Annotated in this window: 20 protein-coding genes and 1 pseudogene; 10 read left to right on the forward strand and 11 right to left on the reverse strand. The window is 68.3% G+C overall.

The window, feature by feature from the left end; all coding sequences use genetic code 11:
- Positions 1 to 2 precede the first annotated feature (2 nt).
- From acs to HWX55_RS00660, 5 genes are all read right to left on the reverse strand, one after another.
- Positions 3 to 1985, reverse strand: coding sequence for an acetate--CoA ligase (gene acs, locus HWX55_RS00640; RefSeq protein ID WP_175973152.1), 1983 nt, complete (start codon positions 1983 to 1985; stop codon positions 3 to 5).
- Positions 1986 to 2235: 250 nt separating this feature from the next.
- Positions 2236 to 4128 carry a sigma-70 family RNA polymerase sigma factor gene (locus HWX55_RS00645; RefSeq protein ID WP_175973154.1) on the reverse strand — a complete coding sequence of 631 codons (1893 nt, stop codon included), beginning with the start codon at positions 4126 to 4128 and terminating at the stop codon, positions 2236 to 2238.
- Positions 4112 to 4426: a high-potential iron-sulfur protein gene (locus HWX55_RS00650; RefSeq protein WP_175973156.1), complete on the reverse strand. Its 315-nt coding sequence runs from the start codon at positions 4424 to 4426 to the stop codon at positions 4112 to 4114. The genes HWX55_RS00645 and HWX55_RS00650 overlap by 17 nt, the downstream gene beginning before the upstream one ends.
- A 103-nt stretch (positions 4427 to 4529) precedes the next feature.
- Entirely contained in the window at positions 4530 to 5735 is a 1206-nt protein-coding gene (locus tag HWX55_RS00655) for a transporter substrate-binding domain-containing protein (RefSeq protein WP_175973158.1), read from the reverse strand.
- A gap of 90 nt (positions 5736 to 5825) precedes the next feature.
- The gene (locus HWX55_RS00660) at positions 5826 to 7547 is read right to left on the reverse strand and encodes a methanol/ethanol family PQQ-dependent dehydrogenase (RefSeq protein WP_069617477.1); all 1722 of its coding nucleotides are present in this window, start codon (positions 7545 to 7547) and stop codon (positions 5826 to 5828) included.
- 432 nt (positions 7548 to 7979) lie between these two features.
- Here HWX55_RS00660 and HWX55_RS00665 point away from each other — a divergent pair, with 432 nt between their 5' ends.
- Positions 7980 to 10310: a TonB-dependent receptor gene (locus HWX55_RS00665; protein WP_175973160.1), complete on the forward strand. Its 2331-nt coding sequence runs from the start codon at positions 7980 to 7982 to the stop codon at positions 10308 to 10310.
- Positions 10311 to 10364: 54 nt separating this feature from the next.
- On the opposite strand, the gene HWX55_RS00670 is transcribed toward HWX55_RS00665, so the two are convergent.
- Positions 10365 to 11342 carry an alpha/beta fold hydrolase gene (locus HWX55_RS00670; RefSeq protein WP_244140458.1) on the reverse strand — a complete coding sequence of 326 codons (978 nt, stop codon included), beginning with the start codon at positions 11340 to 11342 and terminating at the stop codon, positions 10365 to 10367.
- Positions 11343 to 11693: 351 nt separating this feature from the next.
- On the opposite strand from HWX55_RS00670, the gene HWX55_RS00675 reads away from it, so the two are divergent.
- The 6 genes from HWX55_RS00675 (at position 11694) to pqqE (ending at position 17264) form a co-directional block, all read left to right on the forward strand.
- The gene (locus HWX55_RS00675; RefSeq protein WP_175973164.1) at positions 11694 to 13742 is read left to right on the forward strand and encodes a sigma-54-dependent Fis family transcriptional regulator; all 2049 of its coding nucleotides are present in this window, start codon (positions 11694 to 11696) and stop codon (positions 13740 to 13742) included.
- A gap of 322 nt (positions 13743 to 14064) precedes the next feature.
- Positions 14065 to 14139, forward strand: a complete 75-nt coding sequence (gene pqqA, locus HWX55_RS00680; protein WP_006485436.1) for a pyrroloquinoline quinone precursor peptide PqqA — start codon at positions 14065 to 14067, stop codon at positions 14137 to 14139.
- A 60-nt stretch (positions 14140 to 14199) separates the two neighbouring features.
- Positions 14200 to 15123 carry a pyrroloquinoline quinone biosynthesis protein PqqB gene (gene pqqB, locus HWX55_RS00685; RefSeq protein WP_089492683.1) on the forward strand — a complete coding sequence of 308 codons (924 nt, stop codon included), beginning with the start codon at positions 14200 to 14202 and terminating at the stop codon, positions 15121 to 15123.
- A gap of 2 nt (positions 15124 to 15125) precedes the next feature.
- A complete protein-coding gene (gene pqqC / locus HWX55_RS00690) occupies positions 15126 to 15845 on the forward strand; it encodes a pyrroloquinoline-quinone synthase PqqC (protein ID WP_175973166.1) in 720 nt (239 codons plus the stop codon).
- Positions 15842 to 16123, forward strand: coding sequence for a pyrroloquinoline quinone biosynthesis peptide chaperone PqqD (pqqD, locus tag HWX55_RS00695; RefSeq protein ID WP_006480620.1), 282 nt, complete (start codon positions 15842 to 15844; stop codon positions 16121 to 16123). The genes pqqC and pqqD overlap by 4 nt, the downstream gene beginning before the upstream one ends.
- A 1-nt stretch (position 16124) precedes the next feature.
- Positions 16125 to 17264: a pyrroloquinoline quinone biosynthesis protein PqqE gene (pqqE, locus tag HWX55_RS00700; RefSeq protein WP_175973168.1), complete on the forward strand. Its 1140-nt coding sequence runs from the start codon at positions 16125 to 16127 to the stop codon at positions 17262 to 17264.
- A gap of 253 nt (positions 17265 to 17517) precedes the next feature.
- Here the strand turns inward: pqqE and HWX55_RS00710 are convergent, their stop codons facing one another.
- Complete coding sequence (locus HWX55_RS00710; RefSeq protein WP_050012264.1) at positions 17518 to 17856, reverse strand: helix-turn-helix transcriptional regulator; 339 nt, start codon at positions 17854 to 17856, stop codon at positions 17518 to 17520.
- Positions 17857 to 17935: 79 nt separating this feature from the next.
- Here HWX55_RS00710 and HWX55_RS00715 point away from each other — a divergent pair, with 79 nt between their 5' ends.
- Entirely contained in the window at positions 17936 to 18835 is a 900-nt protein-coding gene (locus HWX55_RS00715) for a hypothetical protein (RefSeq protein ID WP_050012265.1), read from the forward strand.
- Between the two features lie 207 nt (positions 18836 to 19042).
- Entirely contained in the window at positions 19043 to 19273 is a 231-nt protein-coding gene (locus HWX55_RS00720) for a hypothetical protein (protein ID WP_050012266.1), read from the forward strand.
- Between the two features lie 28 nt (positions 19274 to 19301).
- Here HWX55_RS00720 and HWX55_RS00725 read toward each other — a convergent pair whose 3' ends face one another.
- The 3 genes and pseudogenes from HWX55_RS00725 to HWX55_RS00730 form a co-directional block, all read right to left on the reverse strand.
- Entirely contained in the window at positions 19302 to 20177 is an 876-nt protein-coding gene (locus HWX55_RS00725) for an alpha/beta hydrolase family protein (RefSeq protein WP_175973538.1), read from the reverse strand.
- A gap of 108 nt (positions 20178 to 20285) precedes the next feature.
- A pseudogene (locus tag HWX55_RS36400) lies at positions 20286 to 20411 on the reverse strand (alpha/beta hydrolase); the annotation flags it as partial.
- 47 nt (positions 20412 to 20458) lie between these two features.
- Complete coding sequence (locus HWX55_RS00730; protein ID WP_175973172.1) at positions 20459 to 20890, reverse strand: YciI family protein; 432 nt, start codon at positions 20888 to 20890, stop codon at positions 20459 to 20461.
- Between the two features lie 213 nt (positions 20891 to 21103).
- On the opposite strand from HWX55_RS00730, the gene HWX55_RS00735 reads away from it, so the two are divergent.
- Positions 21104 to 21334, forward strand: a complete 231-nt coding sequence (locus HWX55_RS00735) for a hypothetical protein (protein ID WP_050012270.1) — start codon at positions 21104 to 21106, stop codon at positions 21332 to 21334.
- 191 nt (positions 21335 to 21525) lie between these two features.
- Here HWX55_RS00735 and HWX55_RS00740 read toward each other — a convergent pair whose 3' ends face one another.
- Positions 21526 to 22950 (reverse strand): MFS transporter, encoded by a 1425-nt coding sequence (locus HWX55_RS00740; RefSeq protein ID WP_175973174.1) that lies wholly within the window; start codon positions 22948 to 22950, stop codon positions 21526 to 21528.
- Between the last annotated feature and the right edge of the window lie 17 nt (positions 22951 to 22967).

Here is a 22967-nt window from a genome sequence, read left to right on the forward strand (position 1 = left end):
TGTCACATCGAGTGGTTCAACTGCTCGAGGATGGCCGGATTCTCGAGCGTGGACGTATCCTGCGTGATCGCCTCGCCCTTCGCGAGCGAGCGCAGCAGGCGCCGCATGATCTTGCCCGAGCGCGTCTTCGGCAGGTTGTCGCCGAAGCGGATGTCCTTCGGCTTCGCGATCGGCCCGATCTGCTTGCCGACCCAGTCGCGCAGCGTCTTCGCGAGCGCCGCCGCTTCGTCGCCTTCCGGGCGCGAACGCTTCAGCACGACGAATGCAACCACCGCCTCGCCCGTCGTGTCGTCCGGACGGCCGACCACCGCCGCTTCGGCAACCAGTTCATGCGACACCAGCGCCGACTCGATCTCCATCGTGCCCAGCCGGTGGCCCGACACGTTCAGCACGTCGTCGATCCGGCCCATGATCGTGAAGTAGCCGGTCTCCTTGTCGCGCACGGTGCCGTCGCCGGCCAGATACAGCGTGCCGCCGAGTTCTTCTGGGTAATAACTCTTCTTGAAGCGCTCCGGGTCGCCCCAGATCGTGCGGATCATCGCGGGCCACGGACGCTTGACGACGAGAATCCCGCCTTGCCCGTTCGGCACGTCCTGGCCGGTCTCGTCGACCACCGCGGCCATGATGCCCGGCAGCGGCAGCGTGCATGAGCCCGGGACGGTCGGCGTCGCGCCCGGCAGCGGCGTGATCATGTGGCCGCCGGTTTCGGTTTGCCACCACGTGTCGACGATCGGGCAGCGCTCGTGGCCGACGTGCTTGTGGTACCACATCCACGCTTCCGGATTGATCGGCTCGCCGACCGTGCCGATGATGCGCAGGCTCGACAGGTCATAGCTCTTCGGGTGGACCTTGTCGTCGGCTTCGGCCGCCTTGATCAACGAACGGATCGCGGTCGGCGCGGTGTAGAACACGGTGACCTTGTGATCGCCGATCATCTTCCAGAAGCGGCCGGCGTCCGGATAGGTCGGCACGCCCTCGAACACGACCTGCGTGCCGCCGCATGCGAGCGGCCCGTACGTGATGTACGTGTGGCCCGTGACCCAGCCGATGTCGGCCGTGCACCAGAACACGTCGTCGGGTTTCCAGTCGAAGGTCCACTTCATCGTCTGCGCGGCCCACAGCAGGTAGCCGCCCGTGCTGTGCTGCACGCCCTTGGGCTTGCCGGTCGAGCCCGACGTATACAGGATGAACAGCGGATGCTCGGCGCCGACCCAGGTCGGCTCGCACGTGTCGGCCTCGCCGTCGGTCAGCTCGTGCATCCACAGGTCGCGCTCCGCATGCCAGTCGATCTGGCCGCCGGTGCGGCGATAGACGATCACGCTCTTGACCGCTTCGCAGCCGCCCATCGCGATCGCCTCGTCGGCGATGCTCTTGAGCGGCAGCGTCTTGCCGCCGCGCGCCTGCTCGTCGGCGGTGATCAGCGCGACCGCGCCGACGTCGACGAGCCGCTCGTTCAGCGATTTCGCGGAGAAGCCGCCGAACACGACCGAGTGCGTGGCGCCGATGCGCGCGCAAGCCTGCATCGCGACGATGCCTTCGATCGACATCGGGATATAGATGACGACGCGATCGCCCTTGCCGATGCCGCGTTTCTTCAGCGCATTCGCGAAGCGCGACACGCGCGCGAGGAGGTCCGCATAGGTGACGCGGGTGACGGTGCCGTCGTCGGCCTCGAAGATCACCGCGACGCGCTCGCCGTTGCCGGCTTCGACGTGGCGGTCGAGGCAGTTGTACGACGCGTTCAGCTCGCCGTCGTCGAACCATTTGTAGAACGGCGCGTTGCGCTCGTCGAGCACGGTCGTGAACGGCTTGTGCCACGTGAGGCCTTCGCGCGCGAGACGCGCCCAGAAGCCTTCGTAATCCTGCTCGGCCTCGGCGACGAGCGCGCGATAGGCCGGCATGCCGGAAATGGTCGCCGTCTGCTCGAGCGCCGCGGGCGGCGCGAACTGACGGGTTTCGTGAAGAACCGATTCGATCTTGGACAAGCGAGTCTCCCTGCGTTCGTGTAATTCCTGACGGTGCTCGGGAAAACGCAACATACGTGCCAGTTGCGCGACCGGAGCGCGGCTGCGGCGAAAGCCGCGACAGCCGGGCGCGTGACGCCCGATCCAGCCAAGCCGTAGGGTTTGCGGACGGTAGCGCGATGCGGCGCGGCGTTCACAAATGCAGCAGGCGTGTTGCAGTCCTGAGCAGTTCGGTGTGCGAGCCGTCATGTGCTCGCTCGGCACGGGCGCGTCAGGCGAGCAGCGAGCGCAGCGCTGGTGCGTGCCTGAATTGCCGGATGCGTTCGAGCGCCGCCACCTCGAGCTGACGAACGCGTTCGGCCGACAGGTTCAGTTGCCGACCGATCTCGCGCAGCGAATACTCGTTGTCGACGTCGATCCCGTAGCGCAGGCGAAGAATCCATGCTTCGCGCGCGGGGAGGCAATCGATCAGCGCCGCGACTGCCGTGCGCAACTGGCCGGCGCTCGCGGCTTCTTCCGGCGTCGGCGCGTCGGGGTCGATCGTGACGTCGCACAGCGTGAGGTCGTGATCGGGCGAAACCGGCAGGTCGGCCGAGATCGGTTCGCGCACGATACCCATCAGCTCGCGCACCTTGTCGACCGGCAGCCGCATCTGCGCGGAAAGCGCGCGCGCGTCGGCGACGTCGCCGGTTCGTTGCCGATGGATGCGTGCGAGCCGCGACAGCTTGTTGAGCGTATCGACCGTATGCGCGGGCACGCGTATCGTGCGCCCCAGATCGGCGAGCGCATGGGTGATCGCCTGCCGGATCCACCAGGTCGCATAGGTCGAGAATTTGAAGCCGCGCCGGTGATCGTAGCGATCGACGGCCTTCATCAGCCCGATATTGCCTTCCTGGATCAGGTCGGAGAACGGCAGGCCGCGATCGGCATAGCGTTTGGCGACCGACACGACGAGCCGCAGGTTGCTCTGGAACAGCTTCGTTCTCGCGGGTTGCATCGCGCGCTCGATACGCGAGCACCGCGCGTCGAGTGCGATCGCGATGTCGAGCGGCAACGGCGACTGAGCGGCGACGCGCGCGAGCGCGCCGCGCGCGTCGATCAGCGCCGGCGCATGGCGGGCGAGGGCGCCGGCGCAGTCGGGATGCGCGGTGCCGCATGCGTGCAGCCATGCGTATACGTCGTCGCACGGCGCGAAGAGGTCGTGGCGCGCGGAATCGGCAGGTATGCCCGCAGCGGCCAGCGTGTCGACGAGCCGCTTTTCGAACGTGTGCGCTCGGCTCGCGCGCTCGCGGTTCGCTTGCCCGATGCGTTCGATCGCGCGCGACGTGAAGCGGATGGCGCCGGTCAACGCGGCCGCTTCGCGCAGCAGCGCCCGGCTGGCGGCCGACGCGAAACCGTCCGTGTGCAATGCATGCTGCATGGCCGGCGCCAGCGCGCCGGCGCGCTCGAGCGCTTCGACGACCGTATCGCGCCACGCGTCGCTGTCGACGGAAGGGCCGGCTGCATCGTCCGGCGCTGGCGGCTCCATGGCCGGATCGTCGGGCAACATCGACGGCGCACTTGCAGGCGATTCGACATCACCGGCGAATCCGGTCACGTAAACCGACGCGGCCACCTTGCCGGCACGGATGTCGTCCGCGATCGCCGCGACGGCCGCGAGCGCCGCCGGATCGCGGCTCAATGCGTCGATGCATGCGGTACGGCCGCTTTCCAGACGAAGCGCGAGCGCGATCTCTTCGTCGCGTTCGAGCAGCGGCGTCGCGCTCATTTCCCGCAGATAGAGTCGGACCGGATCGTTGGTCCGGCCCGCGAGCAGGTCGTCGGCCGCGAGCGGCGTCGATGCGTCGGCGAGCGGCGACGCGACTTCCGACACCTGCGCAAAATGGCGGTCGAGTGTCCATCCGGTGTGCTCGCCGGCATGCTCGCGTACGTCGATGCCGAACTCGCGCAGCATCGACGCGGCTGCGTCGACGTCCGCGCGTTCGGCCGCGCTATCCGGCAACGCGTCGGGCAACGCATCGGCGATTTCGCCGTGCGTCACGTATCCGCGGTCGATGCCCAGCGCGATCAGCGCATGCAGATGCACCGCGCGTTCGGCGTCCGCGCCGCGACGCGACGCGTCGTCGCGCTCGCGGGCGAGCCCGGCATCAAGCGAGCTTCGCATAGACGTTGCACCAGCCTTCGGCGGCAACCGTCTTGCCCGCGAACATCGGGCACGTGCCGACGGATTCGCCCGCGGCAGCCTTGTAGAAGCGGCAGTTCGAACACGTCTGGCCGGCCTGGTACTTCGGGAACTTGCTCGCGTCGACGGTCGTCGCCTTTGCGCGGTAGCCGAGCGTCTTCGCGGTCGCGTCGTTTTCGTCGACGGGCGGGGCGGCCGCGAATGCGCGCGTGCCGGCCGCGAGCGCGGCGCACAGGCCGGCGGCCTGCACGATGAAGGTTCTGCGATGGCGGGAGATCATGATGTCGTCCTGAACGAAATGAAATGAAAAGAGAAAGCCGGGCCCGCGCGCCGGGCAGGCTGCCCGGCGCGGCGGTCGACCGAAACGAAAGCGGGCGGGAAAGTTACTTGCGCGGCCCGGCGATGAGCGGCGCCTTCGACGCGTTGGCGATATCGGCGGTCAGCTTGCTCTGCGACGCGTCGTAGCCGTTCGAGTAAAGCAGGAACGCCATCAGGTCCTCGTATTCCTGTGCGGTCATCTTGCCGGGGCGATCGGCCGGCATGTTGCTCGACATGTACAGGAAAATGCCGCCGACCGTGATGTGCGACTTGCCCTCGGGCGCGAACGATTCCCCGCTCAGCGCGGGCGCGGTATTGCCCTCGAGCTGGTCGCCGTGGCATTTCGCGCACGCATCGCCGTAGAGCTTCTTGCCGTGCTGCACCTGAGCCTGGTCGAACGACGGGACGCCGCTGCCTTCGCTCGTCGACACCTTGATGAAGCCGCTCCTTGCCGGCCGCTGCGCGGACGCGATCGCGCCGTCGAGAAATCGGCCGGGCGCGTGCGTGGCGGCGGCTTGCGCGATGTCGGCGGGAAGCGTCCAGCCGCGCGTGAGCGATGCGAGACGGCCGTTGCCGCTCATCTGCGCCAGCGTGGCGTCGATGCGCTTTTGCAGCGCGTCCTTGCCCGGCCCGAATGCGAATGACAGTTGCCAGTCCGAGTATGGCGATGCAGTCGCCGCCACCTTGAACCGCTGTTTCGGATGGGCACGCTCGTACGCGACGACGCTCGGGTACCAGACGATCGCGCGCTGCGCGCGGCCCGCGGCGAGCGCGCCGATCGTTTTCTCGCTCGTGTTCTCGAGGTCGAAGCGCGCGTTCGTCTGCTGCGCGGCGATCAGTTGCGACGGGCTGCCGTACGTGGCCGCGATCGTTTCCTTGGCACCGGACGGCGCTGGCGCATCGGGCAGCGACACGCTGACGTAGCCGGAGCGCAGATAGCCCTGCGAGAACGTCATTTTCGATCCCGACGCATCGGCGATCGCCGAACGAGGGAAACCGGCGATCACGTCGCAGTCGCGTTCGAGCGATTTCGTCAGCTCGCTGGCGGAGATGCCGTCGTCGTCGCCGTTGTCGTCGACGCCGCGTGTGTTGAAGGTCGCGGCGATGCCCGCGGCGCGGAACACTTCCCGAGCCACGGAGCGATCGAGCGCAGTGGTCGGGCTGCCGGGCAGCGTGCAGACGCGCACGCCGGCCGACGCGGCTGCCGGTGTCAGCGCCACGCCCACGGCGAGCAGACTGGCGACGGTAACGGAAGTGAGGCGAGTATTCATGGTGGTGTGTCCGGTTGAAGCGGGTGGGGCGTCGCGCCCGCATCGGGCGCATGCGGGCGCGACTCGGCGCGAATCGGGCGTGGCGCCGGTTCAGTTCAGCGCGAACACGTAGAGCGTGCCGCCGCGCGGAACGTCCTTCGCAATGTCCGCCATCGGGCCACCCCAGATCGGGTTCGCGCCGCCGTAGCCGGCGAGCACGGCGACATATTCCTTGCCGTCGACCTCGTACACCGACGGCTGCGAAATGATGCCGCTCGCCAGTTGCGGGCTTTCCCACAGCACCTTGCCGGTCGCCGTATCGAACGCATACAGGTGGCCGTCGAGCGAGCCGCTGAACGCGAGGCCGCTCGCGGTGGTCGCGACACCGCCGTTCCACGGCTTCTTCGACCAGTGGCTCCACAGCTTCTTGCCGGTGTTCACGTCGATGGCCGTCAGTTCGCCGTAGCCTTCGCTGCCCGGTTCGGGCTTGATCTCGAAGCCTTCGCCGAGATACGGCAGCCCTTCCATGTAGCTGACCGACTTGCCGGTCAGGCTCATGCACGCATGCAGCGCGGGCACGACCGCGATGTTGCGTTCCTGGTCGTACGAGATCGACCACCAGTTCTTGCCGCCGAGGAAGCTCGGGCACGTCTCGATCGTCGTGCCGGCCTTCGGGAACTTCGATGCGTCCTGGATCGGCTTGCCGTCTTCCGTGTAGCCGGTGACCGACAACGCTTTCACGAACGGCGTCGCGTAGATCAGCTTGCCGGTCGTGCGGTCGATCGCATGGAAGAATCCGTTGCGGTCCGCGTGAATGATCGCGTCGTAGTCCTTGCCTTTGTACTTGATGTCCGCGAGGACGGCCGCGTTCACGCCGTCGTAGTCCCACGTGTCGTTGTTCGTGTACTGGTAGTGCCACTTCAGGTTGCCGCTCTTCGCATCGAGCGCGAGCAGCGAGTCGGAATACAGGTTGTCGCCGGGGCGCAGCGCCGCGAGCCACGGGCCGGGATTGCCGACGCCCCAGTACAGCGTGCGCGACGCGGCGTCGTACGTGCCGGTCAGCCACGCGGCGCCGCCGCCGTGGCTCTGCATGCCGTCGGGCCAGGTTTCCGCGCCCTTTTCGCCGGCGGCGGGGATCGTGTAGCGTTTCCAGACCTGCGAGCCGTCTTCCGGATTCAGCGCGGCGATGTAGCCGCGAATCCCGTATTCGCCACCGGACGTGCCGACGACGATCGCGCCGTCGATCGCGAGCGGCGCGAGCGAGAACGCGTAGCCGAGGCCCGGCTCGAACATCTGCTTCTTCCACACGAGATTGCCGGTCTGCGCGTCGAGCGCCGCGATTTCGCCGTTCAGCATCGCGATGTAGACGTTCTTGCCGTACAGCGCGACGCCGCGGTTGACGACGTCGCAGCACGCGGTCTTGAACGACGCCGCGCCGAGTTTCGGCTCGTATTTCCACAGCTGCTTGCCGGTCTTCGCATCGAATGCGTAGACGTTGTCCTTCGGCGTCGTCACGAACAGGTAGTTGCCGTTGACGATCGGCGTGGCCTCGAAGCCCTGCTTCAGATCGGCGGGGAACTTGTACGCCCACACCTGCTTGAGATCCTTCGCGTTCGACGTGTCGATCTGCTTGAGCGGCGAATGCGAGCGGCCGTCGTAGGTGCGGTAATAGGTCAGCCAGCCCGGATCGCCGTGTGCATCGGTCAGGCGCTGGTAGGTCACGGCCGGGTAGTCCGCGGCCGCTTCGACGAGGCCGGGGTTCAGCGCGACGGCGGCTGCCACCGCGATGCCGATCGTCGCCAGCCGGCTCGCTGAAGCCGAGAGTTTCTTCATGGTTGTCTCCTGGGTCATTGTGGTCGCACCGCCGCGAACGATTCGTCGCGCCGGCACGGTTGGGGTTTCCGGGCCGAGTGCACTGCCCGTCACGCAAATCGCATGCCATCGCGGCAGGAAGCCGGTGTGGCGCGGCACACCGGCGTATCGCTTGCGATGGGCCGATCGACGACCCGCGCCGTGGCGTCGGCGCAGGTGTTGCATTCAGGTACACCGTCGCGCGCGAAGTGTTGCCAAACATGACAGGTGGCGCAGTCCGTAGAACAGCGGGACATCGGCCGAATGCATGCGTTTCGCAAAGCGAGGGGCGACGCGGCGCGCACCGCTTGCGCTCGCGGCGCTGGCACGGTTCTCGCACGCGGGCTTCGCGACCACCCGGCGCCGCGCGGTGCATCGCGCGGCCCGGCGGAAAACAAGTGCGGAGACAACGGAATGATCAGGAGACCAAAGGCCGCCGCGCGCGCCGGCGCGACGCGGCGCGGCCGGCGTGCGCGATGCATCGGCACGACCGTCGGCGCGCTGGCGCTGTTCGGCCTGCCGCCCGGCAGCGTGCGCGCGCAGCAGCAGGCCGACGGCAGCGCGATCGCGCCGCCCGAGCCGGCCATCGTGCTGCCCGCGGTGGTCGTCGTCGGCACGACGCCGCTGCTCGGGATCGGCACGCCGTTGTCGGAGGTGCCGGCGAACGTGCAGACGGTGCGCGCGGCGGAACTCGACGCGCAGCACCGCGCGACGCTCGCCGATTTCTTCGCGGCGAACCTGCAGAGCGTGACGATCTCGGACGCGCAGGGCAACCCGTACCAGACGGACGTCAACTATCGCGGCTTCACCGCGTCGCCGCTGCTCGGCACGCCGCAGGGGCTGTCGGTGTTCGTCGACGGCGTGCGCGTGAACGAGCCGTTCGGCGACGTCGTGAACTGGGACATCCTGCCCACGCAGGCGATCGACCGCGTGCAGCTGATTCCGGGCTCCAACCCGGTGTACGGGCTCAACACGCTCGGCGGTGCGCTCGCGATCACGACGAAGAACGGCAGGTCGAGCCCGGGCGGCGAAGCGGAGGTGTCGGGCGGCGCGTGGGGCCGCAAGACCGCGAGCATCGAGCAGGGCGGCACGATCGGGCCGAACCTCGACTACTACGCGAGCGCGAACGTCGCGAACGACGGCGGCTGGGCCGACCATAACGCGAGCCGCGTGCGGCAGGCGTTCGGCAAGCTGCGCTACACCGATGCGGACACGACGCTGTCGATCGCCGCAGGCGGCGCGGACAACACGCTGTCCGGCACCCAGACGATCCCGCGCTCGTTCCTCGACAACCGGAAGCAGGCCTATACGTATCCGGACCGGAACCGCAACAGCGCCGGCTATCTGACGCTGTCGGGCGAGCGCTTTTTCGGGGAAAACGTCGAGCTGAGCGGCAATGCGTACTACCGGCACCTGCGCAACACCAACACGAGCAGCAACAACAATACGGATTACGGATCGATGGACGACGACGGCACGGTCGACACGATGCAGGGCAGCAACGCGCGCTCGACGATCGTCACCGACAGCTACGGCGGCAGCGTGCAGCTCACGCTGCTCGGCAAGCTCGGCGGGATGGCGAACCGGCTGGTCGCGGGCGTCTCGGCCGATGTCGCGAACTCGAGCTATGTTGCCTCATCGCAGGACGCGTCTTTCACCGACGCGCGCGCGGCGATCGGCATCGGCGATTTCGTCCCGCAGACCAGCGCGAAGACGCGCAACGCGAATGTCGGCGTGTACGTGAGCGACGCGCTGTCGCTGACGCCGCACTGGACGCTGACGCTGTCGGGCCGCTACGACTGGTCGAAAGCGCAGATCGGCGACGAGAGCGGCGTGCAGCCGCTACTCGACGGCACCCATGTGTTCTCGCGCTTCAACCCGGCGGTCGGGCTCAACTGGAACCCGGTCGCGGGCTTCACCGCGTATGCGGCCTACAACGAAGGCATGCGTTCGCCGACCGCGATCGAACTCGCGTGCGCGGACCCGGCCGCGCCGTGTTCGCTGCCGAACGACTTCATCGCCGACCCGGCGCTCAAGCCGGTGATCTCGAAGACGTTCGAAGCCGGCGTGCGCGGCCGCATCGGCGCGGCGACGACCTGGAGCGCCGCGGCCTACCGCACGACGCTGGCCGACGACATCCAGTTCATCAGCAGCCCGGCCAGCGCGCAAGGCTACTTCCGCAACGTCGGCGATACGCGGCGGCAGGGGATCGAGCTCGCCGGCCGCACGCGGTTCGGCCCGCTCCGTGTCGGGCTGTCGTACAGCCATGTCGATGCGACCTACCGATCGTCGTGGACCGAACACAGCCCCGCGAATTCGGCGGCCGACGCGAACGGCAACGTGACGGTCAAGCCGGGCGACCGCATCCCCGGCATTCCCGCGCATACGGTGAAACTGCGACTCGACTACGCGGCGACGTCCGCGTGGGACATCGGTGCGAATGTTGTGTGGCGCAGCGGCGTGTACGCGCGCGGCGACGAGAACAACGGCGACGTGAACGGCCGGATCGCCGGCTACGTGCTGGTCGATCTCGACATGCGTTACCGGGTCACGAAGCGCTTCGAGGTGTTCGCGAGCGTGACGAATCTGTTCGACAAGCGCTACGCGAGCTTCGGCGCACTCGGCCAGAATTTCTTCAACGGGCCGAACCATACGTTCGACGGCGCCAATCCGGTGAACGAGCCGTTCGTCGGGCCGGGCGCACCGCGTGGCGCGTGGGCCGGTATGCGCTATGCGTGGGATTGAGCGCGATGCGGCTGCGTGTGCGGTCCCGTCGCGACACGAACGAGCGCGGGGTCGTCACGTGAACGGCACCGTCGCGAACATCGCGTTCACGGCGCGGGCGACGCTGCGCGCCAATGCGGGATCGCTTGCCAGATGCCCGGCCTTCACGCGTTCGATTTCCGCTTCGGGCACCGCGCGCGCGAGGCGCTCGACGTTGCCGACCGGGCAAACGGGATCGTCCATCCCGTGCGCGGCGAACAGCGGCACATGGGCCAGTGCGGCCCGTCGCGCGAGCGCGAGCACGCGGCGCTCGCCGAGCCAGCAATCGCGTTGCAGGTAGTGCGCCTGGATCCGGTATTTGTCGATCAGCCGGCCGACGGTCTGGTTCGACTGGATCGGACGCATGGGCGAGCGGCGGGTGCGTGCCAACGCGAGGATCGCGTTTTCGTATGCGTGCCACGCGAGCGCGACCGCGCGCTGCCGGGCTGCGCTCGCGCCGGGGCGCAGCCCGGCAGCGCAGCGCGACAGCAGGCGCTCCGGCCGGCCGCCGCCTGCCGCGGTATGCAGGCGCCGCCATTCGCGCGGCGCACGGATGCGGGACGTCACGAAGAGTCCGCGGACTTCGCGTGGCGACGTCAGGAACAGGCCGCGCAGCACGACGCCCGTTACCCGTTCCGGATGCGTGCCCGCATACGCAAGCGCGAGCGCGGCGCCCCACGATCCGCCGACGACGCCCCAGCGTGCAATGCCGAGCTGCTCGCGCACCGCTTCGACATCCGCGATCAGCCGCGCGGTGGTGTTGTGACGCGTGCCGCCGCGCGGTGTCGACGCGCCCGCGCCGCGCTGGTCGACGAGCACGACGCGCACGCGGGCAAGGTCGAACAGCCGCAGGATGCCGGCCTGGCTGCCGCTGCCGGGTCCGCCGTGCAGCACGACGACCGGATGGCCTTGCGCGGCGCCGGCCACGGCGAACGCGATCGATTGCGCGTCCCGGTGCAGGTGTCGGCGAACGGGCGTGGGCGGTGACGTCGATGCGTCGGGCAAGGCCCGCATGGCAGGCGACGGCGTGGATCGAATCGGGCGACGCGTCATGTCGATAGGGTTCGGGCGGAATCGGAAGGCAACCGTCACGTGGCCGGGCAGCGGCCGGATGGTTTCTACGATCAAGCCAGAAACGCGCCAGCCGCGAGGATCGGGATTCGCACGGGTAGTCACGCGTCGGGAATTCGCGGTATCACGGAGGCCTGCCCGTCGCGCGACGCGACACGACACACCCGGCCGCGCCCGGATGATTCATTACATCATCCTTTCAGTTTATCGCGCGGCGCCGGCGTGGCCCGATGCTTGCTTGCAATGACGGCAAAGAGTCCGGCAGTTGACCGGAAGGATCCCCCGGAGGAGACAATGCGCGATGACGTAGAGCAGGCGGCCGGGTCACGGGCCGCGCATCCCGCTGGCTGGCCCGCGCCGTCGATCCAGAAGGCCCACGAGCGCTCGGAGACGTTCGGCCTCCAGGTGTCGGCACGACCCGACTACGACGTGCTGTCGAACGCGGCGCTGGTGCTCAAGCGCGAGCAGAGCCGGGTGCTGTGCGTGCACGCGATGCCGGTGATGGAAACGCTGCACGAGCAGATCGTCAACACGCAGAGCATGATCGTGCTGACCGATGCGGAAGGGCTGATCCTGCATTCGATCGGCGACGACGATTTCCTGCGCCGCGCGGAGAAGGTCGCGCTGCGCCCGGGCGCGAACTGGGCGGAGAGCCGGCAGGGCACCAACGCGATCGGCACGGCGCTGGCCGAGCTGTGCCCGATGGTCGTCCACGGCGACCAGCACTTTCTGGCCGCGAACCGCTTCCTGACCTGTTCGAGCGTGCCGATCCTCGATCCGTACGGCGACGCGATCGGCGTGCTCGACGTGACGGGCGACCACCGCAGCTATCACCAGCACACGATGGCGCTCGCGAAGATGTCGGTGCAGATGATCGAGAATCATCTGTTTACGACGACCTTTCAGGAAACGCTGCAGGTGTCGTTCCATGGCCGCCCCGAGTTCCTCGGCACGCTGATGGAGGGGATCGTCGCGTTCACCGCCGACGGGCGCTTCCTGTCCGCCAATCGCAGCGCGCAGTTCCAGCTCGGCATGCCGCTCTCGGCTCTGCGGGCGCACACGCTGTCGTCGCTGTTCGACATCACCAGTGCGCAGCTGATCGACCGCATGCGCGCGAGCACCGACCGGCACCTGATGCTCAATCTCGGCAACGGCGCGGTGGTCTGCGCGCGCGTGCACTTCCGCCGCGCGACGCTCGCCGAAGGCAGCCGGCCGACGGACGTCCACGACGCGGGCGCGCCGGCCGCGCGCGCGAACGCGGTGCCCGCGCCGGCGGCCGGCACGTCGGCCGGCCTGTCGCGGCTCAACTATCTCGACACCGGCGATGCGCAGGTCGCGTGCGTGATCGCGAAGGTCCGCAAGGTGATCGGCAAGGACATCCCGATCCTGATCACCGGCGAGACCGGCACCGGCAAGGAACTGCTCGCGCAGGCGATCCACAACGACTCGCCGCGGCGCGACGCGCCGTTCGTCGCGGTCAACTGCGCGTCGATTCCGGAGACGCTGATCGAGTCCGAGCTGTTCGGCTACGAGGAAGGCGCGTTCACCGGCGCGCGTCGCAAGGGGGCGATCGGCAAGCTGCTGCAGGCGAACGGCGGCACGCTGTTCCTCGACGAAATCGGCGACATGCCGTATCCGCTGCAGGTGCGGCTGCTGCGCGTGCTGCAGGAGCGCCTCGTGAACCCGCTCGGGTCGACGAAGACGATTGCCGTGGACATCGCGATCATCTGCGCGACGCACCGCGACTTGCGCGAGATGATCGCGCAGAACCGTTTCCGCGAGGATCTCTACTACCGGCTGAACGGCCTCGTGGTGCGCCTGCCGCCGTTGCGCGACCGCACGGATCTCGCGGTCGTCGTGCAGAAGATGCTGCAACGCGAGGCGTTCGCGGGGCCGGGCGGGCCGCCGCTGTCCGTCGCGCCGGACGTGATGGAGTTGTTCGTGCGCTGCACGTGGCCGGGCAACTTCCGCCAGCTCGGCAACCTGCTGCGCACGGCGGCGGCCATGGTCGACGACGATGGCGAAATCCGGCGCGAGCACCTGCCGGACGACTTCTTCGATGACCTGCGGTGCGGCGATGCCGTGCAGACCGGGCAGGCCGTGCCGGCCACGCCCGATTCGCCCGCCGCGGCGAGCACCGGGGCCGGGCCGGGCGCCGCGGACGCGTTGCCTTCCGTCGATGCGCGCCTGCAGGACGTCGCCGCGTCCGCGATCGCCGCCGCGCTGGCCCGTCACGGCGGCAATGTGTCCGCCGCGGCGCGCGCGCTCGGCGTCTCGCGCAACACGATCTACCGGAAGATGCCGGCCGCCGACGCGGGGCGCCAGCCGTCCGACGAAAGCTGACGCGCTCGTCGCGCTGTGCGCGACCTGTCACAGCCGGTGTGTCAAGTTGCAACACCGGTGTTCAACGATTCAACACCTGTGACCACGCGCGGACAGCGTTCCGCCGGGGTGGCGGACCGCATTCGCGCGAATCGTGTCGGCTATTCGTAAGGATTTCGCCGCGATGCCCGGATGATGGCCGTCTACCGCCGCCGGGCCGCCGAAAAGCGGCTTCGGCACGCTCCTTGCTGAATAGAAACCGACCGCTCGATTGCCGCGGTCGTTCGATTCATCCAGCAACGCATCGACTCATCGACTCATCAATTCAGACAGGAGACACACCATGCAGTGGACGACACCGTCTTACACCGACCTGCGCTTCGGCTTCGAAATCACGATGTACATCGCCAACCGCTGATCGCCGTGCGTGCCGCCCGTTTCGCCGTGATCGGCGCGGGCGGCCTCGGGAGCTGACGCCATGAAGATCAAGATACTCGGCTCGGGAGCCGGCGGCGGGCTGCCGCAATGGAACTGCAATTGCGCGAACTGCCGCCGTGCGCGCAGCGGAAGCGGCCATGTGCTGCCGCGCACGCAGTCGTCGATCGCGGTCAGCGACGACGGCGTCGACTGGGTCCTCGTCAACGCGTCGCCCGACATCCTTTCCCAGTTGCGCGCGGATCCGGACCTGCAACCGGCGCGCGCGATTCGCGACAGCGGCATCGCCGCCGTCGTGCTGTGCGACGCGCAGATCGATCACGTGACGGGCCTGCTGATGCTGCGCGAGCGTTCGACGCCGCTGCCGCTCTACGCGAGCGCGCCGGTGCTCGACGACCTGTCGACCGGCTTGCCGCTCGTGCCGCTGCTCGGCCATTACTGCGGCGTGGCCGCGCACACGATCGTGCCCGGCGAGCCGTTCGCGGTGCCGGCCGCGAGCGGGATCCGTTTCACCGCGCTCGCCGTCGACAGCAAGCCGCCGCCTTATTCGCCGCGACGCGCGTCGGCCGCGCCCGGCGACAACATCGCGCTGTCGATCGAAGACGTCGCGAGCGGGCGGCGCGCGTTCTATGCGCCGGGGCTCGCGTCGGTCACCGACGAGGTACGTGCGGCCATGGACGGCGCCGATCTCGTGCTGGTGGACGGCACGTTCTGGACCGGCACCGAGATGATCGATCTCGGCCTGTCGGGCAAGCACGCGGCCGACATGGGGCATCTCGCGCAGTGCGCGGAACCCGGGCGGCCCGGCATGATCGACTGGCTCGACACGCTGCCCGCGCGCACGCGCAAGGTGCTCACGCACATCAACAACACGAACCCGATTCTCGATCCGCATTCCGTCGAGCACGCGCACCTGCGCGCGCACGGCATCGACGTCGCGCACGACGGCATGCAATTCCAGGTCTGACGATGAACGCACCGATCCCCGCTACGGCGTTGCACGCGACGCCCTGGACCGCGACCGAATTCGAGGCGCGCCTGCGTGCGCTCGAATCGCGCTATCACATTCATCATCCGTTCAACCGGCGGCTCAACAGCGGCGCCTGTTCGCCCACGCAGATCCGCGGCTGGGTCGCGAACCGCTTCTATTACCAGATCTGCATCCCGCTCAAGGATGCGGCGATCCTGTCGAACTGCCCCGATCGCGAAACGCGGCGCCGCTGGATCCAGCGGCTGATCGACCACGACGGGCAGGGCGACAACGAAGGCGGCATCGAGGCGTGGGTGCGGCTCGGCGAGGCATGCGGCCTGACGCGCGACGAGCTGTGGTCGCTCGAACACGTGCTGCCCGGCGTGCGTTTCGCGGTGGATGCGTATGTGAACTTCGCGCGGCGCGCGCCGTGGCAGGAAGCGGTGTGCTCGTCGCTGACCGAGATGTTCGCGCCGCAGATCCATCTCGACCGGCTCGCGGGCTGGCCGTCGCATTACCCGTGGATCGAGCCGGCCGGGCTGCATTACTTTCGCAGCCGCGTGCCGCTCGCGCAGCGCGACGTCGAGCATGGGCTCGCGGTCACGCTGCAGCATTTCACGACACCGGACGCGCAGCAGCACGCGCTCGGCATTCTGCAATTCAAGCTCGACATCCTGTGGTCGATGCTCGACGCCGTCGAAAAGGCCTACCCGTTATGAACGCGATCGAAGCCGCCAGCGGCGTGCCGCTGCGCCCCTGCCTCAGGGGCATGTACCGCCTGCAATGGGAGGCGGCCCAGGATGCGTACGTGCTGCTCTATCCGGAGGGCATGGTCAAGCTCAACCCGAGCGCCGGCGAGATTCTCGCGCGCTGCGACGGCACGCGCGAACTGGACGACATCATCGGCGAGCTCGAGCGCCTGTTCATGCAATCGGATCTCGCGACCGACGTCTACCGTTTCCTCGATCATGCGCGACTGCGCGGCTGGCTGGACTGACATGACACCCGACACGCCCCGTCCGTCCGCGCCGCTGTGGCTGCTCGCGGAACTCACGTACCGCTGCCCGCTGCACTGCGCGTTCTGCTACAACCCGGTCGACTTCGCGACGCACGGCGCGGAACTCGACACCGACACGTGGCGCACGGTCATCAGCGATGCACGCGCGCTCGGCGCCGCGCAAATCGGCTTCTCGGGCGGCGAGCCGCTGCAGCGCGGCGACCTCGAGACGCTCGTCGCGCATGCGCGCGGGCTCGGCTTCTATACGAACCTGATCACGTCGGGCATCGGGCTGAACGTCGCGCGCATCGAGCGGCTCAAGGCGGCCGGGCTCGACCACATCCAGTTGTCGCTGCAGGATTCGACGCGCGAGCTGAACGATTTCCTGACCAGCACGCGCACGTTCGGACTGAAGCGCGACGTCGCGCGGCTGATCAAGGCGCACGGCTACCCGATGGTGCTCAACTGCGTGCTGCATCGCTACAACCTGCCGCACGTGGGGCAGATCATCGAGATGGCGCTCGACCTCGGCGCCGATTACCTGGAACTCGCGAACACGCAGTACTACGGCTGGGCGATGCTCAATCGCGACCAACTGATGCCGACCGTGGAGCAGGTGCGCGAGGCCGAGGAAACGGTCAACCGCTATCGCAAGCTGGTCGGCGAGCGCTGCAAGATCCTGTTCGTCGTGCCGGACTATTTCGAGCAGCGCCCGAAGGCATGCATGAACGGCTGGGGCTCGGTGTTCCTCGGCGTCGCGCCGGACGGCACCGCGCTGCCGTGCCATGCCGCGCGGTCGCTGCCGGGGCTCGCGCTGCCGAACGTGCGCGACCGGTCGCTGCGGGACATCTGGTACGACAGCGATGCGTTCAATGCATTTCGCGGCGACGACTGGATGTGCGAGCCGTGTCGCACGTGCGACGAGCGGCATGCGGATCACGGCGGTTGCCGGTGTCAGGCGTACCTGCTGGCCGGCGATCCGCGGGAAGCCGATCCGGTGTGCGCGAAGTCCGCCCATCACGGGCAGGTCGAACAGGCCGTGCAGTTCGCGCGACGTAGTGCGCCGCGCGACGAACAGCCGCTGGTTTTCCGCAGTAAGGACAATTCGCTCGCGCAATGCGGCGCGGCGTGCGACGGCTGACGGGCGCCGCCAGGACGACGGCACGGGCGAGCACGGCACCGCGCTCGTCGAACTGGAAACCGATGCGGCCGGCCGGGTGGTCGCCGCGCGTGTCGTGACCGGCAGCGGCTATCCGCGCCTCGATGCTGCCGCGCGCGATGCGGCGCTGGCGAGCCGCTGCGCTACACACGTAGAAAACGGCGTGCCGTCGCCGATGCGGGCGCGCGCGCCGATCCCGTTCAATCCCGATGAATGACCGGGCACGTTGGCGACATCACCCGTCGTCCGCCTTCGCCTGCAAACCCTTCAGCCCCTGAATCACAACCAGCAGCGCGCGTCCGTGCTCGTCCGACCCGTCCCACGCGTCGACGATCGCGTCGCGCAGCAGGTCGTTGTACCGGCGCCGCGACGGCTCGGTGTCGACACCATAGAAACTGCATAGCTTGTTGAATGGCGCGCTGCGGCGCAGCCGGCGCCCGTTCGACAGCCGAAGGCGCGACACGGTTGGCTGGCTGACCCCGGAAAGTCGTGCGATTTCGCTTGACGAGCGTGTGTCTGCCATCAAGCGGCGCAACAGGTCTTGAACGGGAAAATCTTGGTCCGGGGCTTCCATGCGATGCATTATACCTATACAGTTACGGCTGTTGAATGGGCTTGCTGTCAGCAGCGAGGCTGTATCCCCGAGAAAGTTGATGACACTGAAACACCTCCCACCCACGTTCTGCTGGACCAAGATCGGCGCCGAATCCGGCGAGGAATTGCCGACCGTCGTGCTCCGCAAGGAATGGGAGCGCCGGCTCGGCGGCGGGCGTTTTCTGTGGGGCATCAACCAGCCGCTCGGCAGCAGCGCGCAAGTCGCCGCGCATCGCACGGGTTCGCTGCTCGCATTGTTTTCGCCGGTCGCGTCGCGTCCGCGCGCGGGCGAGCGCAAGGACGCGCTGCTGTGGAATGCGTGGGTCGACGCAAGCGGTCAGGTGCGGCCGTTGCCGCCGCACACGTTCATCGCCAGCCGCTCGACGTTGCCGTCGGGCCGGCGTCGCGAGCAGCATTACGCGCTCGTGTGCGCGTCGTCCACCGCGCTGACGGTCGGTACGCAGTTGCGCGTGTTTCCCGACCATCTGCGCAGCGTGAGCACGGGCAGGCCGCTGGGCGCCGCGCAGGGCGCGGCCGTGGTCGACTGCATCGGGCGTGCGAAGGAGCAGACGGGCAAGAGCTATCCGCTCGCGCTGTCGGTCGAGCTCGAGGCACCGTATTTCGTGCGGCTCGCGCAGCCATGCGTGCTGAAGGCGCGCGATCTCGCGGAAGTGAACAAGGCCACGCGCGCGGGCGATTTCGATCGCTTCGTCGAGCTGGTCGCGCGCTTGCGCGGCCGTTCGCCGACCGACGCCGTGCGCGGCGTCACGCGCGATCTGTTCGACGTGCCGCCGCTCGAAACGGCGGCCGCGTACGTGGCGCCCACGCATGTCGCGCGCCTGCGCAACCGGCCGGCGGCCGAGCATCCCCGCGATCTCACCGGCGATCTGTTCGACCTGTCGCCGGGCGAGGCGGCCGCGTTCGCCGGGCTCGCGCATCCGCGCATCGGGCGCGCGTGACGCCGGGCGCGACGCCGTTCGCGCAAGAATTTGTTGCAATCTCGCCGTAGCGGATCGGCGAGCGCGGAGCGACAATCGGCACGAAGCGCGCGGTGCGGCGGCCGATGCGTCGACACGCGACGGGTCGTGGTTCACGTCGCCGACATGCGTACCACGCACACTGAGCGTCGGCGTGCTTCACACTGCAATCCTGACGGAGGAGTGTCGATGTCGACCCACATCTGTTCGCCGGAAGCCCGGGCCGCACAACGCTTCGTCGAAGCGACGCGCAACGTCGATCAGGCGTTTCGCGCGGTGCGCGGCGAAAGCGACGACGACGGCTCGTCGGCCGAATACGCACGCGCGATGTCGCGTCTCGATCGCGCGCTCGACGAGCTGGCGCGTGCGCAGGAATTCTTCGATCGCGTCGTCGGCGCGGACACCACGCACGGCAACTGACGGCTTCGTCGTTTCTCTTTTTCGTGCGTCAGCCCGCGCGCGTCATAGCCGGTGCAGGCGGCGCGGCACGGTACGCGTAGCCGCGATGCTGGAACGACGTCGCGAAGAACCGCATCTGGTAGCGGATCGCATTCGCCCAGTAATCCCACGTATGGCCGCCCGGCCGCTCCGCATAGTCGTGCGGCACGCCGAGCGCGACGAGCCGTTCGTGCAGCGTGCGGTTCGAGTCGACAAATGCGTCGTCGCGGCCGCAATCGATCGTCAGGTCGAGATGGGCGCGCACGAATGCCCGCGCGTTTTCGACGATCACGTTGCGGTTCCAGAACGACGGATGGCGATCGGGATCGCCGAACACGTGTGCGATCCCCGGCTCGTCCGTGCAGCAGCGCGGATCGACCGCGCCGCTGATGCTGCCCACCGCGCCGAACGTGTCGGGCCGGTCGAGCGCGATGCGCAGTGCGCCGAAGCCGCCCATGCTGAGCCCGGTGATCGCGCGCGCGTGCTGGGCGGCGATCGTGCGGAAATGCAGGTCGACATAGGACACGACTTCATCGCCGACGAAGGTCTCGTAGCGGCTGCCCGAATCGAACGGGCTGTCGATGTACCAGCTTTCATGTCCGCCGTCGGGCATCACGAGGATCACGCGATAGCGGTCGGCCAGCGCGGCGATGTGCGTGTTCGACGTCCAGTCGGTATGGTCGCCGCCGGAGCCGTGCAGCAGATAGACGACGGGGTAACGTTCGCCATGGTTGTCGCGCGCGTAATCGTCGGGCAGCACCATGGTGGCCTTCAGCGTTTCGTTCATCGCGGCGCTCGGAATCGCGACGACCCGCGCATGAAAGGCGAACGCAGGGCTCGTGACGGCGAGCAGCAGTAGCAGCCAGAAGGTACGTGCCAGGCGCATCGATCCTTGCATGTGTCGTTCCAGTCCGGGGCGGGGCCGGGAAAACCCTGTTCCGACGACTTTAGCAATCGCGCCTTTCAACCATATTTCGGCGAACCCTACGGGTTGTCAGGCGGACGGCTTGCATACGATGCGCGCGATGGCGGCGCGCAACGCATCGGGCCGCTCGGCCGCGACCAGGTGCCCGCAGCCGGCGATCGTGTCGAAACCGGCGCAGCGTGCGAGCGCGTGGTCCGCTTTGGCACCCCGCGGACCGCGCCCACACCGCCCGCTTGCCCCGCTCAGCGCTTCTGCCGCGCGTCCATTTCCGCGACGATGCGCGCTTCCTGCTCCTGAAGCTCGGGCGTAAACGCGTCGCCGAATTCCTCGAGTTCGTACAGCGGGCGGATCTCGATGTCGGAGTCGCCGGGCATCGGGTTCGGGCAGCGCTTCACCCATTCGACGGCTTCCTCCATCGATTTCACCTGCCACAGCCAGTAGCCGGCGACGAGCTCCTTCGTTTCGGCGAACGGGCCGTCGACGACCGTGCGGTTCCTGCCGGAAAAGTGCACGCGCTTGCCGCGGCTGCTCGGGTGCAACCCATCGGCGGCGAGCAGGATGCCGGCTTTCACGAGTGCCTCGTTGAACTGGCCCATCGCGGCCAGCATGTCGGTGTCGGGCAGCCGACCGGATTCGGAATCGGCGGTGGCTTTGACGATGACCATGACGCGCATTGTCGTCTCTCCTTGAAAGGGAACAGGGCGCTTGCCGACGGTGCGACGGCAAAACGATCGGTTACGACAACACGACGCGCGACGGCGACGCGAATCGACATCACGGGCGAGAAATTTTCACGCGCGAGGGAGTCGGTGCGCCGCGGCCGCTGTCACGGAGCGCATCGGCAAAACTGGTATGCTGATCCGCATCACGTGTACGCGGAGGGCGCCATGGCTGCTAAGGAAGTCTCGAAGAAGAAGTACCTGAAAATCCTGAACAAACGCCTGCGCGCGGAGCCGGCGGCCCCGGCCGGCGCGTCGTTCGTCTTTTTCCCGCTGGGCGCGAAGGCGAAGCACGCGACGGGCGTCGTGTCCGGCGACACGCGCAGCAAGCGCGAACTGGCCGTGATGGCCGCGGTCCAGCGCAAGGCGGCCGAAGAGTTCGTCGTCGCCGACGCCTGACGGGCGCCGCTGTACCCGTGCCGGATGACCGCCGCCGCGGCTTACGCGGCGGCGGCCTCGTACTGGACGATCGCGCGGCGAGCACGCGCGGAATGTCATGCGCGATCGCCGTGCCGTACATCGGCAGGATGAGGTCGAGATCGAGGAGCACCTGGATTCGCCTCGAAACGGCCTGAAAACCCACCCGGCGATCAGGACGCCTCGTCCGCCGCCGCTGCCGGATACCGCCCGCTGCCACCCGCGTCGTCGCCTGCCGCCAGTTGCTCCAGCGCGAGCCCCTTCGTCTCGATCCCGAGCGTCCACACGGCGATGGCCGCCGCGATGAACGACAGCGCGCCAAGCGTGAACACGCCGCCCTGGCCGAACACCGGCAACACCACGCCGACCACGTAAGGCCCGATCAGCGAGCCGATCCGGCCGATCGCCGACGCGAAGCCCGAACCCGTCGCGCGGGCGCCGGTGCCGTACAGCTCGGGCGTGTACGTGTACAGCGCCGCCCACATCCCGAACAGGAAGAACTGCATCGCGAGGCCCGTGACGATCAGCAGCGTCGTGCTGCCGCCGTACAGTGCGCTCTGGCCGTACGCGTACGCCATCGCGCCGCCGCCGATCAGCGACGCGATGCAGGTCGGCTTGCGGCCCCAGCGCTCGACGAGCCACGCGGCGCACAGGAAGCCGGGCACGCCGCCGAGCGAGATCAGCACCGTGTAGAACACCGATTTCGTGACTTCGAAGCCGGCCTGCTGCAGCAGCGCGCCGAGCCACGACGTGAGGCCGTAGAAGCCGAGCAGCGCGAAGAACCACAGCAGCCACACCATCACCGTGCGGCGGCGGTACACGCCGCTCCAGATCTCGCGCAGCGCGCCGTGGCCGCGCGCGGCGGCCGGCTCGGCGAGCCGCGACGGCGGCGGCAGCGTCGTGACGCCGGCCGAGCGCATCACCTTCGCCTCGATCGTCCGCATCACCGTGTCGGCTTGTGCGTGCCGGCCCGCATGTTCGAGCCAGCGCGGCGATTCCGGCACGATGCGGCGCACGACCAGCACGAACACGGCCGGAATCGCGAGCAGCGCGAACACGGTCCGCCAGCCGAATTGCGGCAGCACGAAATACGCGACGATGCCGGCCGTGATGAAGCCGAGCGGCCAGAAGCCGTCCATCAGCGCGATCAGGCGGCCGCGCTTCTCGGTCGGCACGAATTCGGACAGCAGCGTCTGCGCGACCGGAAACTCCATCCCCATCCCGATGCCGAGCAGCACGCGGTAGACGATCAGCGCGTCGACGCTCTGCGCGGTCGAGCACAGGTACGACGCGGCGCCCCACAGCACCATGCTCCACTGGAACACGGGCCGGCGGCCGAAGCGGTCGGCGAGCAGGCCGGCCACGGCCGCGCCGAGCACCATCCCGAAGAAGCTCGCGCTCGCGACGAGGCCGGCGGCGGCCGTCGACAGCCCGAACTCCTTGCGGATCGAGCCGAGCACGAACGTCATCGTGCCGAGATCGACCGAGTCGAAGAAGAACGCGATCGCGATGATGAAGAAGATCCGCTTGTGATAGCCGGAGAACGGCAGGCGTTCGAGCCGGGCGGCGGCGGAGGCGGGAGCGGTGGCGGTGGGCATGGCGTCCTCTGAAATGA

Source organism: Burkholderia sp. BCC1047 (assembly GCF_902833155.1).
Classification (GTDB): domain Bacteria; phylum Pseudomonadota; class Gammaproteobacteria; order Burkholderiales; family Burkholderiaceae; genus Burkholderia; species Burkholderia sola.